This window comes from Mucilaginibacter sp. McL0603, from assembly GCF_049992945.1.
GTDB lineage: Bacteria > Bacteroidota > Bacteroidia > Sphingobacteriales > Sphingobacteriaceae > Mucilaginibacter.
In genome coordinates this window covers 1,445,165-1,462,765 of record NZ_CP188251.1, presented here as the reverse complement: position 1 = coordinate 1,462,765, position 17,601 = coordinate 1,445,165, and the positions used below count along the sequence as shown (strand labels likewise).

11 protein-coding genes and 1 tRNA gene are annotated in these 17,601 nt (G+C 41.2%); 1 reads left to right on the top strand and 11 read right to left on the bottom strand.

Annotated features, from left to right (window positions below):
- Positions 1–35 precede the first annotated feature (35 nt).
- From ACPPVU_RS06810 to ACPPVU_RS06775, 8 genes are all read right to left on the bottom strand, one after another.
- Positions 36–1,142 carry an MraY family glycosyltransferase gene (locus ACPPVU_RS06810; protein ID WP_426670933.1) on the bottom strand — a complete coding sequence of 369 codons (1,107 nt, stop codon included), beginning with the start codon at positions 1,140–1,142 and terminating at the stop codon, positions 36–38.
- Between the two features lie 564 nt (positions 1,143–1,706).
- Complete coding sequence (locus tag ACPPVU_RS06805) at positions 1,707–2,639, bottom strand: PorP/SprF family type IX secretion system membrane protein (RefSeq protein WP_426670932.1); 933 nt, start codon at positions 2,637–2,639, stop codon at positions 1,707–1,709.
- A gap of 89 nt (positions 2,640–2,728) precedes the next feature.
- Positions 2,729–8,788: a cadherin-like beta sandwich domain-containing protein gene (locus tag ACPPVU_RS06800; RefSeq protein ID WP_426670931.1), complete on the bottom strand. Its 6,060-nt coding sequence runs from the start codon at positions 8,786–8,788 to the stop codon at positions 2,729–2,731.
- Between the two features lie 585 nt (positions 8,789–9,373).
- Positions 9,374–9,556, bottom strand: a complete 183-nt coding sequence (locus tag ACPPVU_RS06795) for a hypothetical protein (RefSeq protein ID WP_426670930.1) — start codon at positions 9,554–9,556, stop codon at positions 9,374–9,376.
- Between the two features lie 48 nt (positions 9,557–9,604).
- On the bottom strand, positions 9,605–10,603 hold the full coding sequence (gene obgE, locus ACPPVU_RS06790) for a GTPase ObgE (protein WP_426670929.1): 999 nt from the start codon (positions 10,601–10,603) through the stop codon (positions 9,605–9,607).
- A gap of 113 nt (positions 10,604–10,716) precedes the next feature.
- Positions 10,717–11,289, bottom strand: a complete 573-nt coding sequence (locus tag ACPPVU_RS06785; protein ID WP_426670928.1) for an adenylate kinase — start codon at positions 11,287–11,289, stop codon at positions 10,717–10,719.
- Between the two features lie 61 nt (positions 11,290–11,350).
- Positions 11,351–11,424, bottom strand: a tRNA-Arg gene (locus ACPPVU_RS06780).
- A gap of 60 nt (positions 11,425–11,484) precedes the next feature.
- Complete coding sequence (locus tag ACPPVU_RS06775) at positions 11,485–11,946, bottom strand: redoxin domain-containing protein (protein WP_426670927.1); 462 nt, start codon at positions 11,944–11,946, stop codon at positions 11,485–11,487.
- Positions 11,947–12,131: 185 nt separating this feature from the next.
- Between ACPPVU_RS06775 and ACPPVU_RS06770 the strand changes: the two genes are divergently transcribed.
- Positions 12,132–12,977, top strand: a complete 846-nt coding sequence (locus tag ACPPVU_RS06770; RefSeq protein ID WP_426670926.1) for a hypothetical protein — start codon at positions 12,132–12,134, stop codon at positions 12,975–12,977.
- Positions 12,978–13,161: 184 nt separating this feature from the next.
- Here ACPPVU_RS06770 and ACPPVU_RS06765 read toward each other — a convergent pair whose 3' ends face one another.
- The 3 genes from ACPPVU_RS06765 to ACPPVU_RS06755 form a co-directional block, all read right to left on the bottom strand.
- The gene (locus ACPPVU_RS06765; RefSeq protein ID WP_426670925.1) at positions 13,162–13,920 is read right to left on the bottom strand and encodes a hypothetical protein; all 759 of its coding nucleotides are present in this window, start codon (positions 13,918–13,920) and stop codon (positions 13,162–13,164) included.
- 273 nt (positions 13,921–14,193) lie between these two features.
- A complete protein-coding gene (locus ACPPVU_RS06760) occupies positions 14,194–15,297 on the bottom strand; it encodes a hypothetical protein (RefSeq protein WP_426670924.1) in 1,104 nt (367 codons plus the stop codon).
- Positions 15,298–15,350: 53 nt separating this feature from the next.
- Positions 15,351–17,303 carry a hypothetical protein gene (locus ACPPVU_RS06755; RefSeq protein ID WP_426670923.1) on the bottom strand — a complete coding sequence of 651 codons (1,953 nt, stop codon included), beginning with the start codon at positions 17,301–17,303 and terminating at the stop codon, positions 15,351–15,353.
- Positions 17,304–17,601: the final 298 nt, after the last annotated feature.

The window sequence follows — 17,601 nt, the reverse complement described above, 5'->3', positions numbered from 1 at the left end:
TACCGCATGAAAGTGATTATAAGAAAAGATAATATCTATTTAACAAACACATTTCCAATTGCCACACTTTCGCGTTCCTTCGAACGGAGGATCAAAGTAATGATCCCGTTGAATAACATACATACACATAAGATCAGGGCAATTAATATAGAGTTGCCATAAGACCTGAACAATAATGCCATAATTACACAAAGCATATTCAACGATACCAATATCAATGTAGTCTGTAAGTGAGTAAAACCCAGCTTTAACATACGATGGTGAATATGCTTACGATCTGCCATAAAAGGAGATACGCCATTTGAAATGCGCAGTATAAAAACTCTTAATGTATCAAATATTGGGCCTATTAAAATAGCTATTGCTAATGCGGGAGCTGAGTAAATTTCAGGCGATTTCATAGTAGTGAACTTATTCAGTTCGATACATTTAATTGCCAGCACAACTGATATTAAGCCGATAAGCATTGAGCCGGTATCACCCATAAATATTTTGGCGGGCGTAATGTTAAATTTCAAGAATCCGAATATAGCGCCAGCCATAGCTAATGAAACTGCAGCTAATTCATATTGGTGCATGTAAATAAACAGGCCTGCAAAACAACTATTTGCCATAATACCAGTTAATCCCGCCAAGCCATCGATGCCATCAATCAGGTTAAACGCATTTACAATAAGTATAATAGTTAGAATAGATAGTGCAACGCTGGGCCAATAATGCAAGTCATAAATACCAAATACACCATACATACTGCTAAGACGGATATTACCCAATAATACCAGGATTGAAGCCACAATAAACTGCATCGTAAACTTAGTACGCGGGTTTACCCCCGTAAGGTCATCTTTAAGACCCATCACAAATAAAATCAGGCAGGCTGCTAGCAAGTAATTTATCGGCAATGATCTCTCAGTCATGCTAAACAATAAAGAAGTAATAGTAAAGCTGACAAATATGGCTACACCGCCCAGGCGTGGTATTCCATGATCATGTTGTTTTCTGAAATGCCCGAGGTCATCGTATAAATGCCTGGTACGCGCTACGTGAAGAATAGATGGTATTGCAATTAGTGTAATTATAGTTGATACGAAGACAATGATTATATAATACACTGAGTGGTAAAGATGTAAATATTCTGTCATGGAATAAAATTAATTAGGGAATCAGTTGTATTCGTAACAGGTGTCCAAATTAACAAAATTTATTAACTCTTAAAAAAATTGCGCTATTTTACGCAGAGGCTTAAATAATATAGTGACACCTGGTAAAAAAATATTATTATTCCTCATTGCTTTTAAATCAAAACGCAATGCTTCTACGCGATTCCCAAAGCTTTTGTTACTTATTCCTCCAATTACCATTTTAACCATTACCTTATTCAGATAATATATATTTATCTTATTATAATGTATGAACCTTAGCATCAGTTCATAATCAGCGGCACTTCCATAATCAAGTTTGTAAGAGCCCAACTCTTCAAATAATTTTTTTTTGCAATAAAATGTAGGATGCGGAGGCATCCAACCCCAGTTAAAAGGCTGGTATGGTTCTATGCTTAGTAATAAGTATGTGATGTACCAGGCTAAGTAATTCAATGATCAAATAACCGATATGGGTCCACATTCTGTGGTTCATTATTTTCTCGCATTAACTCCACTTCCTTAGACACTTTCTCTAATACCTGGTGATTATCTCTTCCAGAGTACCTATTTCTTTTTAATGAATCTCAAACTGACTCCAACTTCAAAAGTATTGTTGGCATAGGTGCTTAATGGCCCTGTGTTTGCAGAGTAACAGAATAACAAACCAAAATTGTCAATATCAAATCCTGCGCCGAGGGTAGCACAATTATTAGTGTGATAAAGTGCCGTGATGTTCAGCTTGGTGTTATTTCCAAATGAAGTTCTGTAGAAATTAGCTCCGATGTCAAAAATATTACTGAAGCCTTCAACACCGCGATAAGCAATCTTTGGCTCAATACGTAAAATAGTATTGCTATAGCTGTTACTCAATTGTATCTTGTAACTTATCGCCGTGTAAAAAGTTGATCCTTCAACATTCACATCCGTTTTATCACTTTTAAAAAAAGTTCTTTTCAAGTTTGGCAATGCAACCTGCGCGTTAAATCCACTGCTTGTATACGATGCACCCAGATCTCCATCCGGATATAGATTGTGATTATTAAATTCAGCTAGTGCCAGATCGCCGATATCCCCTACAATGGCACTTTCGTCGATATTGGCGCTATTCAATCCAGCTGATAATCCCAAGTTTAGTTTGGTCGTTTCCCCGGTCAATATATCTCCCTCACCATTTAAAGTAATGTGATAAGCATAAGTAAACATTAAACGTGTTCTGTTGATCAGCCCAGCCTTATCATTATAAATGTTTACTCCCAGGCCAACTTTGTTGCCCGAATTATAATCAGCTGTAACGCTCGTCAGCCTTGGGCTACCTGGTAAGGTTGTCCACTGCTGATGATAATCCATATTGATATTGAGCTGATTTTCCAAACCGGCCATAGCAGGATTGACCAGATATTGATTTTGAAAAAAAGCAGATTGCATACTTGTTAGCTGAGCATGAACATCTTTTGTAAACAGCATAGCTATGATTATTCCAAGCAACGTTGTGCGCATAATGGACATAGTGAATCTTGTTCTGCTTTTATTATAAAATAACATGTATTTTCTACTTCTTTTATCCTTGGAAACCTTTATTGCGCTTATTACTTCCTTCTTACAACAGTTATAAATCCTTTTTTATGATCCCCGTTTCCAAGATCTATCACGTAGTAATAAGTATCCTCCTTTAATGGTGATCCGTTATAGTTGCCATCCCAATCATTGGCATAGCTTTTCTTCGTATACACAACCTTGCCGTTACGATCAAACACAGTAACACTATTATTAGGGAATAACTGAATATCTTTAACTATCCACATATCGTTTTTCCCATCCCCATTAGGAGTTAGAATATTGTTTGCAATAACACTACTTTCCGGTACAGTTCTGTGAACGGTAACCGTATACGACTGCTTCGTAATACCATCCAAAGCAGTCACTACAGTAGTTATGACATTATCTCCCGGTATTAAAGTGATTGATTGACTTGGAAAACCATCGCTTACTGCTGTGCCATTTACTGTTATAGACGCCGCACGGTCTTCGGGAGTAGGTGTTAATGTAATCGTTGTAACGCTATTATCAACAATTACAGAATAATTATAGGTGTTACCATTAAATGAGGGTGATAAACTGCCGCTACTAAGCACCAGGTTGGCTAATAAAGCATTATTAGATGCAGCCCTGGTCACACTGATTCTGTAGGTAATACTTTGTCCGCTTTGACCTGTTAACTTGACAGTGATCACATTCGCTCCGACTGTAAGATCGATAGGACCTGATGGGCTACCGGAAACTACCGTTGCGCCATTAACAGTAATGGTTGCAGTAGGATCGCTGGCAGTAGGCGTTACCGTCAAACTGGTAGTAGCATTTCCGGCAGCTGATGTATAGTTTAAAGTTTGAGGAGCAAAGTCTGGTGATAGAGACCCGGTGCTAATGGTCAGGTCAGTCAAGGCCAATGATGCTCTGGTGACTATGATGGTATAGGTGTTTTTTGTTATGCCATCCTGGGCTGTAACTACAGTGGTAATTGTATTCGATCCTACCGATAGCGGAATTGCACCGGATGATGACCCGCTGTTTACTGCTATGCCGTTAACGGCTACTGTTGCACCGGCGTTAGTGGCAGTTGGCGCAACGGTAACACTTGGCGTGGAATTGGGTACACTAACCGTATAGCTGGTAGTGCCACCGGCAAAGGCCGGAGTCAGCGTACCTGAACTGATCGTTAAATTGCTCAAAGTAGCTATGGTTGACAAGGCTGCCCTTGTTACTGTGATCGTATAAGTTTCTTTCGTACTGCCGTTCTGCCCAGTAACTGCCGTAGTAATTGTATTAACCCCCACTGTAAGCGGAATGACTCCAGATGGGGTTCCGCTGATTACTGCTGTGCTGTTGACCGTCACGGTTGCATTAGCATCTGTTGTAGTTGGTGTTACTGTGATACTGGAAGTCGCATTGGTTACGCCGGCTGTATAGCTGTTTGTTCCGCTTGCAAAGGCGGGGGTCAGCGTACCTGCACTGATCGTTAAATTGCTTAAAGAGGCTGCCGAAGAAAGTGCAGCCCTGTTAACGATGATTGTATAAGTACTTGTTGTGCTACCATTCTGTGCAGTAACTACCGTAGTGATGGTGTTTAACCCCGTTACCAGCGGAATGGCTCCTGATGGTGATCCGCTAATCACCGCTGTGCCGTTGACCGTCACGGTTGCATTAGCGTCCGCAGTAGTCGGTGTAACAGTCATACTGGTAGTTGCATTGCTTACATTATCTGTATAGGTGTTCGTACTGCTGGCAAAAGCAGGCGTCAGCGTACCTGCACTGACTGTTAAATTGTTTAAGGTAGCGTTTGTTGATAACCGGGTTACCGTGATGGTGTATGTACTCGTTGTCGTGCCATCCTGGGCAGTAACTACCACAGCAATCGTATTCGGACCCGGATTCAGCGCTATAGGCGCCGACGCTGTGCCGGAAGTAACGGATGTAGCGTTAACCCGTATTGTAGCACCGGCATTACTGGCGGTTGGCGTAACAGTAATACTGGTAGTCGCACCAGCTACACTAGCTGCATAGCTGGTTGTTCCGCTGGCAAAGGCAGGTGTCAGCGTACCCGAACTAATCGTCAGATTGCTCAAAGTAGATATGGTTGACAAGGCTGCCCTGATTACCGTAATTGTATAAGTACGTTTTGTAATGCCGTCTTGCCCAGTAACTGCAGTGGTAATCGTATTTGAACCCACGTTAAGTGTAACCAGTCCCGAAGCTGTGCCGGAAGCGACCGCCACTCCATTGACTGTAACTGTTGCATTAGCATCAGTAGTAGTTGGGGTTACTGTGATACTCGTGGTTGCATTGGTTACATTATCCGTATAGCCAACTGTCCCGCTGGCAAATGCCGGAGTCAGCGTACCCGCACTGATCGTTAAATTGCTTAAGGTAGCTATCGTTGAAAGGGCTGCCCTGTTTACCTTAATCGTATAGGTGTTAGTGGTGGTGCCATCCTGTGCGGTAACTATTGTAGTGATTGTATTTGAGCCTACGTTCAATGCGACCGGGCCGGAAGCTGTGCCTGAAGTAACCAGTGCACCATTCACTCTCACTGTTGCATTAGAGTTATTAAGGGTCGGTGTTACCGTGACGCTGGTTGTCGCATTCGTTACGTTATCTGTGTAGCTTTTCGTGCCGCCTGCAAAAGCTGGAGTCAGTGTGCCTGCACTGATCGCAAGACTACTTAAGGTAGCATCCGAAGAAAACCTGATCACCGTAATCGTATAAGTCTCGTTTGTGGTGCCATCCTGAGCGGTGACAAGGACGTTAATTGTATTTGACCCTACGTTTAGTGCGATCGGGCCTGACGCTGTGCTCGAAGTGATCGTTGTACCGTTCACTTTTACCGTGGCATTAACATCAGCAGTGGTTGGTGTTATAGTGACGCTGGTGGTCGCATTTGTTACTACATCTGTATAGCTGGCAGTCCCGCTGGCAAACGCCGGGGTCAGCGTACCTGCGCTGATCACCAGGTTACTCAATGTGGCTGCTGAGGAAAGCGGAGCCCTGTTAACGTTGATTGTATAAGTGTCTGTTGTAGTCCCGTTCTCTGCTGTAACTACCGTAGTGATTGGATTGGAGCCCACCACAAGAGGAATAGCTCCGGATGGTGATCCGCTAACCAACGTTATCCCGTTGACAGTCACAGTCGCGTTACCATTGGTAGTAGTCGGTGTAACCGTAACACTGCTGATAGCATTAGACACATTATCAGTATAGGTGGTAGTTGTGCTGGCAAAAGCAGGGGCTAGCGTACCTGCACTGATCGCAAGATTGCTTAAGGTAGCTATAGTTGAAAGGGCGACCCGTGTAACCGTAATAGTATAGCTGTTTGTAGTGGTGCCATCTTGTGCGGTTGTAAGGATAGTAATGTTGTTAGATCCAACATTTAACACGATTGGGCCGGAAGCTGTACCAGAGGTGACCAGCAGCCCGTTAACACGTACAGTAGCATTAACATTACTGGTTATTGGGGTGACGGTAACATTCGAGGTTGCATTGGATACACTGGCCGTATAGCTGTTTGTGCCGCTGGCAAATGCAGGGGTCAGCGCACCCGAGCTGATCGTTAAACTACTTAAAGTAGCATCTGATGATAATCGGGTTATCATTATGGTATAAGTGTCCGTTGTTGCACCATCCTGTGCAGTGACTACTGTCGTGATCGTATTAGAACCTACGTTTAATGCAATAGGGGTCGAAGCTGTACCCGAGGCGACCAGCGTGCCATTTACCCGCACTGTTGCGCCAGCATTATTAGTGGTTGGCCTAACCGTGATACTCGTAGTGGAATTAGGAACTATATCTGTATAGCTGGTAGTTGCGCTGTTAAAGGCCGGAGTAAGCGTACCTGAGCTGATCGATAAATTACTTAAGGTCGCATCTGATGATAACCGAGTTACCGTGATGGTATAAGTGTCAGTAGTCGTGCCGTCCTGCGCAGTGACTACTGTGGTGATCGTATTCGGTCCAACCAAAAGTGCAATCGGGCCCGATGCTGTGCCGGAATTAACCGCTGTGCCGTTGACCGTAACTGTTGCATTAGCATCCGTCGTAGTAGGTGTTACGGTAATGCTTGTAGTAGAGTTTGCTACGTTGGCAGTATAGCTGGTTGTGCCACTCGCAAATACCGGGTTAAGTGTGCCTGCACTGATCGTTAAATCACTTAAGGTGGCAACAGAGGACACTGCCCGGTTAACAGTTATCGTATAAGTTTGGGTTGTCGTACCGTCCTGCGCGGTGACTACTGTGGTGATCGTATTCGGTCCAACCAAAAGTGCAATCGGGGCCGATGCTGAGCCGGAAGTAACCGCTGTGCCGTTGACTGTAACTGTTGCATTAGCGCTGCTTGTAGTTGGGGTCATCGTGACGCTGGTGGTCGCATTGCTTACGTTATCTGTATAGGTGGTCGTGCCGCTGGCAAATACCGGCGTCAGCGTACCTGCACTGATCGTCAAATTGTTTAAGGTTGCTACCGAAGATGTTGCTCTTGTTACAGTAATCGTATAAGTACCTGTTGTCGTGCCATCCTGGCCAGTAACAATTACAGTAACTGCATTGGGGCCTACATTTAGTGCAATAGGTCCGGATGGATTCCCAGAAGTAACCGCTGTGCCGTTGACCGAAACTGTTGCAGTAGCATCCGTCGTAGTAGGTGTTACGGTAATGCTTGTAGTTGCATTGCTTACGTTATCTGTATAGGTAGTCGTGCCGCTGGCAAATACCGGCGTCAGCGTACCTGAGCTGATTGCTAAATTACTCAAGGTGGCAACCGAAGAAGCAGCTCTGGTGACAGTAATAGTATAAGTATCTGTTGTTGTGCCGTCCTGCGCGGTGACTACTGTGGTGATCGTATTCGGTCCAACCAAAAGTGCAATCGGGCCCGATGCTGTGCCGGAAGTAACCGCTGTGCCGTTGACTGTAACTGTTGCAGTAGCATCCGTCGTAGTAGGTGTTACGGTAATGCTTGTGGTTGCATTGCTTACGTTATCTGTGTAAGTATTGGTGCCACTGGCAAACGCCGGGGTCAATGTACCCGAGCTGATTGTTAAATTACTCAAGGTGGCAACCGAAGAAGAAGCCCTGGTAACAGTAATAGTATAAGTATCTGTTGTTGTGCCGTCCTGCGCGGTGACTACTGTGGTTATCGTATTCGGTCCAACCAAAAGTGTAATCGGGCCCGATGCTGTACCGGAAGTAACCGCTGTGCCGTTGACCTTCACTGTTGCAGTAGCATCCGTCGTAGTCGGCGTGACGGTAATGCTTGTAGTTGCATTGCTTACGTTATCTGTGTAAGTATTGGTGCCACTGGCAAACGCCGGGGTCAATGTACCAGAACTGATTGTAAGGCTATTTAATGTAGATATAGTAGCTGAGGCGCGGTTAACCGTAATCGTATAAGTTTGGGTTGTCGTACCGTCCTGTGCGGTGACTATCGTGGTGATTGTATTCGGTCCAACTAAAAGTGCAATCGGGGCCGATGCTGTGCCGGAAGTAACCGCTGTGCCGTTGACCGTAACTGTTGCATTAGCATCCGTCGTAGTAGGTGTTACGGTAATGCTTGTAGTTGCATTGCTTACGTTATCCGTATAGCTGGTTGTCCCACTGACAAAACCCGGTGTCAACGTACCTGCACTGATCGTTAAATCACTTAAGGTGGCTATAGTAGACAGAAGCGCCGCCCGTGTAACCGTAATCGTATAAGTTTGGGTTGTCGTACCGTCCTGCGCGGTGACTATCGTGGTGATCGTATTCGGTCCAACCAAAAGTGCAATCGGGGCCGATGCTGAGCCGGAAGTAACAGCTGTGCCATTGACCGTAACTGTTGCATTTACATCATTGGTTGTTGGTGTTACTGTAAAGTTAGTGGTCGAATTTGGCACCCCGACTGTATAACTGGTCGTGCTTGGGACAAAGGGTTGATTCAGCGAACCAGAGCTGATCGTCAGGTTGCTAAGCGTAGCATCGGTTGCCTGTGCTACAACATTGGTTGAAGAAATTAATATTAGAGCAATTATGATCAGGAAAAACCTACCGAAATTACATCGTAAGAGCTCTTTCTTAACAGAAAAATTATCTATAGTAAAAACTCTAATATTAGTATAAAAACGCATATTATTAATAATATAGAATTGATCTCAAATTAGGTAAAGATTAATAGGAAATATTTTTACGCTAAAAAAATAATACGGTTGCTTTATGCTTGTAACATTACTAGATTTTAAATTTCGATAAAGGTCACGTGATCGCAATCATCTCATTTACAAATCGATTTTGAAGCAATCGCCAACGGAGTTAATATATTTATAATACTATTAATGTGTAATCAGATTCAATTAGTAAATTGGATATCGGCTCTTTCTGGTCTTAGCAAATATAATTTGCTGTTTCTTCTTGTTTTAGTGATAATGATATATAGCCTTGATTTATAGTGTTTAAATTAAAATTAAATAAATATTTCTTAAGTAAGAATATTATCAGGATTTTATTATAGCAGATGAATTATAAATTATAGTTTAGAAGAGTTTAAAGTGACTATTACTTTTTTTAGTGTAATAATATGCCGCTTCCAAAATTGCCGTTTAGATCACAAATAACGGGTATGATTTTCAGCTATGGCATAGCTGCTCTGAGGCATAAGAATTATACCTTTCTGCCTGTTAGAAACGAGGCAATTAAAAGTAAGGCTTTAAAATCTTTCAAATAACCGGTATCGGTCCACCTTCAGGTTCCCCGTCTTCAGGCTTTTTTTTCTTCTTCGGTACCTTCTCTTCTTCACCGTTCAGCATTTCTTGCAAACTTGGGCCATTGGGATGTCCAATTGCTTCTTTTATGGGATCAGGATTTGCTTTTTTAATGGGAGGTTTATCTTTGGTATTCATACTATTTTAACAATGATTTAATGTCATTGTTTTTCTAAGCATGAGCAACTATTTGTTGATCTCTTTCCAAAGCAGGTCTTTCAATTCATCAAGGCCTTTTTGAGCAACAGAGGATATAAAGACGGTTGGTATACCATTCGGCAATTCCTTGCTCATTTCATCCTGCAATTCCTTATCCAGCATATCTGATTTGGTGACAGCCAATACACGGGGCTTGTGTATCAATTCAGGGTTATATTCCTGTAGTTCTTTTAAAAGTATCTGGTATTCTTCTTTTATTGTGCGACTGGTGTCAGCAGGCACCATAAATAATAACACCGAATTACGTTCGATGTGCCTTAGAAAACGGAAGCCTAATCCTTTGCCCTGCGAAGCTCCTTCTATGATACCGGGAATATCAGCCATTACAAACGATTTTCCACCACGGTAAGCGACGATACCCAGGTTGGGCACCAATGTTGTAAAGGCATAGTCAGCAATCTCTGGCTTAGCAGCTGAAACTACTGAGAGTAATGTAGATTTACCTGCATTCGGAAAGCCTACCAGGCCAACATCAGCAAGTAATTTTAGTTCCAGTATATTCCAGTCTTCTTTTCCATCTTCGCCCGGCTGGGCAAAACGTGGTGTTTGCTGTGTTGATGATTTAAAGTGCCAGTTTCCTAGTCCGCCACGGCCGCCAGGTGTTAGGGTCTTAGTTTCACCATCATGGGTTATTTCAAATAATATCTCACCCGTTTCAGCATTTTTGGCGATGGTACCCAGAGGTACTTCCAGAATTTCGTCACGACCTGTTTTACCTGATTTCAGAGAGCTTCCACCTGAATCACCGTCGCCTGCTATCACATGCTTACGGAATTTAAGGTGAAGCAAGGTCCACAACTGGGCATTGCCTTTAACGATCACGTGACCGCCACGACCACCGTCACCCCCGTCAGGGCCGCCCATTGAAGTTAATATATCACGATGTAAATGTGCAGAACCCGCACCTCCATGTCCCGAACGGCAACATATCTTCACATAATCAACAAAATTCGAACCCTGGGACATGTTTGAGTAATTTTAGTCGGAAAGTCCGGAAGTCAGAAAAGTCCGGAAGATTTATAATCAATATAATGTCCAAAAATAATCTTTCGGACTTCCGGTCTTACCGACTTTCAGACTTATAGTGTTTCTGTTACCACAGCGATCGTATCAAATATTGATTCTTTCGACCCGCTACCATTAACACTTGTAAATTTATTTTGGTTTTTATAGAAATCAGCAACAGGTGCTGTTTTATCATTATACTCTTTTATGCGCTTGCGAATCACTTCCGGGTTAGCATCATCAGCCCGGCCAGAATCCTTACCGCGCAATAATAAACGGTGTTCAAGCTCGGTATCACTTACTTCTAAAGCGATCATTCCGGATATAGCAGAGTTCTTGCTTTTTAACAATTCATCCAAAGCTATAGCTTGTGCAACTGTGCGAGGGAAGCCATCAAAAATAAAGCCTCTAGCATCTTTATTTGAGTCCAGTTTATTGCTGATCATGCCTATAACTACGTGATCTGGAACAAGTATACCTTCATCCATCAGCTTTTTTGCTTCTAAACCTAATGCTGTTCCTTGTGAGATTTCGCCACGCAGCAGATCACCCGTTGACAAGTGTATCAAACCATATTTTTCAATAAGTTTTTGTGACTGTGTACCCTTACCGGCCCCGGGTGGACCAAACAGAACTAAATTCAGCATATAGTTGTCGGTTGAAATTTAAAAGGCCTCTCAGTACATTACAGAAAGGCCTAAATTCTTGTGCACTTGAAGGGAGTCGAACCCCTAACCTTCTGATCCGTAGTCAGATGCTCTATCCAATTGAGCTACAAGTGCCTTTTTTAACGGACTGCAAAAATAGGATTTCTTTTTAAACCCCAATAATATTTTTTAAAATTACTTTACAGCTTCGGCAATTGCATTAAAATCCGGCAGGTCAGTAGCTACTTCCAGCACCTCTGCATAGATCACTTTTTGATCCTCATCAATAACAAAAGCAGCACGTTTGGATACACCTTTCATACCGAAAACGAAATCGTGATAGATAGAACCGTAAGCAGTTGAGACCTCTTTATTAAAATCAGACAATAAAGGGAACTGGTAATTATTTTCTTCTTTAAACTTCGCCAATGTAAAAGGCGAGTCTACTGATATGGCTAATATCTGTGCATTAAGGCCATCATAGTAACCAAAATTATCACGCATTGTGCATAATTGGGTAGTACATGTCCCGGTAAATGCCATCGGGAAAAAATGCAAGACAACTTTTTTACCTTTAAAATTGGCTAATGATGCTTCCTTCAGTTCGGAAGAGAATAACGTAAATTGTGGAGCCGATTGACCTTTTTGTATAGACATAAGGCAAAGAAATGATAAATAATTCAAATAGCCCAAGCGCTTTATAATCTATCTGTAATATTTAAAAAAATGGTTCGTGCTACTATTGGCCTGATTTATGATAAACAATTGCTGTTTAAATTTTTCACTCAAATACTGGCGTTTGATATTTCAAATCAGATATTGAACGCTATTTTTATGTCGATATGAATAATTCCGGCTCTCAACGTATTGCTATAGGTTTAATTTGTCGCAGGCCCGATGCGATATGGCTTGATTTTCTATCTGGTTTTAAAGAATATGATATTTTTGTAATAACAGATGACAATACAACCGATTACCGGGACTTTAAGGACAAACACCCTGCTATTCAGTTTGTTCAAATTGATTCCATAGAGTGCGAGAACCAGGGATTTACCGATGTTAATTCGGTATATTTTGGCAAAGTTACCGCGTGGGATAAGGCGCTTCTTTATTTTGCCAAAAAAAATACTGCGCACGATCATGTATGGCTTTTTGAAGACGATATTTTCTTTTATAATGAACAAACTTTAAAAAACATCGACCTAAAATTTCCGCAAAGCGATTTGCTTTCAGCTCCTTATAAGGTGAGTACCAGTTCGTCAAAAGATTGGTGGTGGTGGCCAAAGGTACAGATAGCCTGGGAGCCTCCTTACTACAATGCCATGGTATGCGGAATAAGGATTTCACGAAATTTTTTGAATGAAATAAAGGAATATGCCGCAAACAACAATACGCTGTTTTTCCTGGAGGCACTTTTCCCGACAGTCGCTTTTAAGAAAAATCTCATCTATCATAACCCTAAACAGTTAGTGCAAGTTTACTACAGGTACGATTGGACTGCCTTTAGTAAAAAGAATATCTTCCATCCGGTTAAGGATCTTGGGCTGCATAAAAAGGCAAGAAAAGATATAAACAGGGGACTGCTTTTATATAAATTAAGGTTCCATATAGGTGATTTCTTTACCCAATCTTATGCACAAACAAAGGAATTAGCAAAATCCTTATTACGCAGTGTTAAGGACGCCTGATTTTTCTGATGTTCGCCATATCGGTTTATCGAGATAGGTCATCTTGGTTGTATAGACATCAATTTTTTTAAAGCAAAGAAATAGCGATTATTCGATCCTTGGTGATTGAAATCTAATTGTTATGCAAATTTTGGAAATGCTTCGGATAGTCTCCAAACAAATACCCCAGACAGGACCCTGATTTCTAATTATTCTCTTTTATGATCCTGACAATGTGACTGGCAATCAAATCATATTGTGCCTTTATTGTAACATGGTCTGCAACGATATCGATCAAATCGAAATCGCCTGCAACATAGGGTTTCCAGTTCAACCCATGCTCTTTATTGCCCATGCAAGAGCGAGTTGCCTTAAAAAATATGCAATTGTTAATAATGGGAGAAAAAGTGACATTTTTAAAAAAAAACTCCGCTCCGGTTCTTACACTATGATCATATTCTTTTTTAGGCTTTCTTAAATTTCTCACCACATGCCGAACCAATGAAAAAGGATATCCGAAATCCCTCCTGATAGCTATTTGCCTGTAAAGATTTTGGAATAACGATCTTACGACATGCTTATTAATATACTTTTCGGCTTCAAAAGTATTTGCAGTGTCAATCAAAACACAATAATTAATTGTAGGCAAAATGCTGGCTAATTGAGATGCGATGTACCCGTCAAAACTATGCCCCAATACAATTCCCTCATGCTCATTCTCAAAAAGCTCTGCAAATTGCGACATCATTAAACTAGCGCCATTCTCAATTTTGTAACTATTATGAAGATCATAATAAAGAAGGATCAGATTAAACTCGTCTGCAAGCAATGTATTGGTGAAATAATCAAATTCCCGTGAATAGCTTAACAGATAAATGTTTTTTTTGGACGCGTGATAGGTATTTAGCCTGATTAATTCTACCAAATTATGTGATGAAGGCCGTTTAAATTCTTGTTCAGGCAATAACGGCATTGATTTAGGACCATGCATTTGAACAAATTGATAAGTTTAATGTTTAAGGTTAGCCAGTCATCGAAAAGTAATTGATTTACAGGTTTATAAGAATCTCAACTGTAATCTACTACAGTTAAATATGAAGATTGTTTGCTTAGCTTCAAATTTGTCGAAATGTTGTTTAACCAGCTATGGATATGCCGATTTTAAGCAGGATTACAACATTCTATTTAACAGGGATAGATCAGCGGAATCACGATCAACACTAAATCGGAAAGGTCTTTAAAGTGGAGCTCCGTTTGAATTGAGCGATTGTGTCAATGTCCGCCATATCAGTTTATCAGGAGATATGTAATCCACGTAATATTGATGGTTATTTTCCATCATTTGTACCCTTTTTATTTTATCTTCTAAAAGCTTATAGGTTTGCGTAACACATTGGTCGGCAGTATCAAATTCAAGGTAATTTTTATCCTTGTTAAAATCCCCAGGGACCTCATAATATAATTTTTCAGAAACTATGGCTTTGGAAAAAGCAACATATTCCGCCAGCTTCCATCCTATTGAATTATAAAGCCCGGTGCTGGCTATACAAATAGGATAATCCCTTAATATCCGAATGTAATCAGCCTTTGCGGAAGCCCTGGCATCCTGCAATAGGTAAGGACCGAAATGTTTAATAGAATGATTGCTAGGCGAAAACCCACCATAAAACTGGTCGCCTAAATTTTCACGTAAAAGCCCGATCACTAATGCCCGAGTCTGATTTATTTCGTTACAAATTTGTTTCCAATGCTCAGCATTTTCTGCGGTGAATCCAGCAGGGTAGCTTTCAGGATCCCAGGTGCGTGCCATAAAAAGAACTTTAGGCTCTTGTGATGGCACAGGGGCAGCATACATTGTTATTGGTGTAGGTCGAAAATTTAAATGCAGATTCCTCATCACACTTTTGATCAAGTGTTTTGGCGACTTATGAATATGCGGGTTCAAAAAGAAACGCCCCAACTCCAATTTATCAAACTTACCGGTATACACTTCATAATTGAGACCAAGCGGGAACACTTTATCTTTATAGATATCGGGGATAGCATCTTTTCTATAGCTCCGCTTAAAATAGAAATCGGCAACCTCTAAAGCTTCTGTCAAGACATTTTCACCATCAGTTGTATCATAGAAAATTGTGATCTGGTCATTGATAACTACAAACATTCCCTGCAGTGCATAAGGATGCGTGTTTTTAAATGGCTGTTTACCATACCTGGTATAAGGACTCAGGCAAAATGATAACTTGAGTTTCTTTTGAGATTCAAGCAACGCAAAACCTGTACACAATTGCGATATGTGTTCAGAAGTACTATGTATAAAAATATCACATTTTATCATCAATCGGGGGGCAACGGGTTTTAGTCCATTCGCTTATAAAAGTAATTAAATGTTGTTTATTCGCTTACAAGACTGGTAAAACAACGTTCGTCTAACTGAAAATCACACTGTTGATTGTTAACATTGATGATTTTCACCTGTTTCATTGTCCTTGTACCATCTGTTACATACATTTTAATTTCTTTGAGACTATGAGGAAGCCCGGTTAAATGTACATTTCTCGAAGCACCGTTATTCACCAGGTGGATGGTATAAACGTGCTTTTTATTATCCCCTAAGGCTGTGCATGAAATGTCGGCCTTGTTAGTAGTCAGTGGCATATAATGAAGATCTTTGGGAGTCGAAGCCAATTGTTTTAGATTCCAGAAACGCTGCGTAGGCTGTAATGGGCCATTATTGTCGAAAATTCCACCACCTTTTAGAGGGGAATAATCAGCGGTTAATTGCCATTGTAATATAGATAATGGCTGACAAATAGCCAGCAGACGGACATACAAGTTGATCTCTTCCAATGCATAAGATGGATCTTCAAAATATTCAGGATAACTATATGCTGCAGCGTCAATGCTACCTTCTCCAACTATCAGGGGCAAACGAGTTATTTCAGCAATAGTCGCCCATTTCTGAAGGGTTCCGGTGTCCCACCCTCTCCATGAATGGAAGGAAACTGCCCCCATAAACGGGCGTGCAGGGACATCATTAATTGCCGGATAGGTAAACTTATAAGTGGTCGCATCTGAGTTATCTCCCAACAATAATTTTGTTTTTAATCCGGCTGATTTAAAATAAGCGCCCAGGCCCTTAATGAGTTCGTCATGTTCTTCCGGGGTTTGCCGGACATTGATCCCGAGGTCTGATTCATTAAATGAAAAAAATTGAACGTCCACACCATAATATTTTTTCAGGTACAGAATATAACTTGTTATAGATTTATAGATCAGGGGCATACTGGCTTTGTTGAGCGGGTTACCCCAAATACCCTGGGGAGATTTCCCGAAGCTCAATTTACCTTCGGCAGCCCATGCGGGCGGGAACCATGCGGTCACAATAACCGGTATGTTCATCCGGCTAAGCCTTTGGGTCATATCCATTGCCTTGCGTACACGGATGTTTTGCTTTGAGGTATCAACGGCCAAAGGATCTAATGAACTATCCGGTTGCCAGGCGCTCCAGGGCATCTCTACCCTGCCCCATGCCACCCGTAAGTTTTTAAGGCAATAGTCTATCACTAAAGGGTCTAATTTCGGATTTTGGATACGGAAATTCCCTCCAAGCCCGGCAAATGCTCTTCCTTGTATATTGGTATCGAGTTTTAAAGTAGCTGTTGATTGGTCAATATCCCCTGAAACTTTTATACGGTAAGTTCTTTCTATCAACAGACCACGATTGAGTTTACCTGAACAAATGGGCAGATAAAGCCTGATAAATTTCTGATGATTGTCCTGCCTGGCAATAACCGTTGTTACGGTGTCCATCTGAAATTCGACCTGTTGATGTTTAGCATCGAAACTTATCTTTTTTGCAGATGATTGGAAATAAACACTATCCTGGTTCACTTTCGATTGATCAAACTTTTGTTCATTACCATTGAACTTTACCTGGCTGTTTTGATATACAGATTCGGGAAGCGAAATATTGAAATAGACGCCTTTAACAGTTGTATCCTTTAGTACAATAAATTTCAAGCTTAATACAACAGATCCATTGCCTGCATCTTTTACCACTTCTGTGAAATCCAGGTTACCTATCTGCGTGTTTACGGTCGCTCCCTTATCTTGTCTTGTATATTTTGGTTTCTGTAACTCCTTTCCTGTGACACTGATCTTTTTCCAGTTTTGTCCTGCAACTACCAAGCTGGTATTAAATGCCATCAGCTGTCCTTTAATCCTGATCCCGTCCAAATTACCCCAGGGCTTAAATTCTGCCTGCGCAAATACATATTCTGCCGGCAACAAAAAAAACAGCGCCAGGAAAATCTGCACTTTAAAAAGAGGGAGGAAATTTTTCATAGTAGAATTAGTACCGTGACTATTCGGTAAATAAACAATAATACGATTAAGATAGCTATCAAGGCGATTAGTGTTAAGATAATATAATGTTTTGTTTAAAAATCGAATGTTAATGCCTTAACTTAAACGGATTCATTTTCAATCTTGTTTAACTTTATTTAACAAATGTTTTGAAAATTAATGCATAGCTTGGTTTTTAATAAAATATATCTACCGATATGATCAGAAACTATATCAAAACCGCATTTCGCAGCTTCTATATAAAGCAGCATTGGCAAACCCGGTGGAGAGTTTGAGA

What these genes read in the sequence shown, in the direction of transcription:
- ACPPVU_RS06810 (WP_426670933.1), bottom strand. Translation starts at nt 1,142, where the DNA reads ATGACAGAATATTTACATCTTTACCACTCAGTGTATTATATAATCATT.
- ACPPVU_RS06805 (WP_426670932.1), bottom strand. Translation starts at nt 2,639, where the DNA reads ATGCGCACAACGTTGCTTGGAATAATCATAGCTATGCTGTTTACAAAA.
- ACPPVU_RS06800 (WP_426670931.1), bottom strand. Translation starts at nt 8,788, where the DNA reads ATGCGTTTTTATACTAATATTAGAGTTTTTACTATAGATAATTTTTCT.
- ACPPVU_RS06795 (WP_426670930.1), bottom strand. Translation starts at nt 9,556, where the DNA reads ATGAATACCAAAGATAAACCTCCCATTAAAAAAGCAAATCCTGATCCC.
- obgE (WP_426670929.1), bottom strand. Translation starts at nt 10,603, where the DNA reads ATGTCCCAGGGTTCGAATTTTGTTGATTATGTGAAGATATGTTGCCGT.
- ACPPVU_RS06785 (WP_426670928.1), bottom strand. Translation starts at nt 11,289, where the DNA reads ATGCTGAATTTAGTTCTGTTTGGTCCACCCGGGGCCGGTAAGGGTACA.
- ACPPVU_RS06775 (WP_426670927.1), bottom strand. Translation starts at nt 11,946, where the DNA reads ATGTCTATACAAAAAGGTCAATCGGCTCCACAATTTACGTTATTCTCT.
- ACPPVU_RS06770 (WP_426670926.1), top strand. Translation starts at nt 12,132, where the DNA reads ATGAATAATTCCGGCTCTCAACGTATTGCTATAGGTTTAATTTGTCGC.
- ACPPVU_RS06755 (WP_426670923.1), bottom strand. Translation starts at nt 17,303, where the DNA reads ATGAAAAATTTCCTCCCTCTTTTTAAAGTGCAGATTTTCCTGGCGCTG.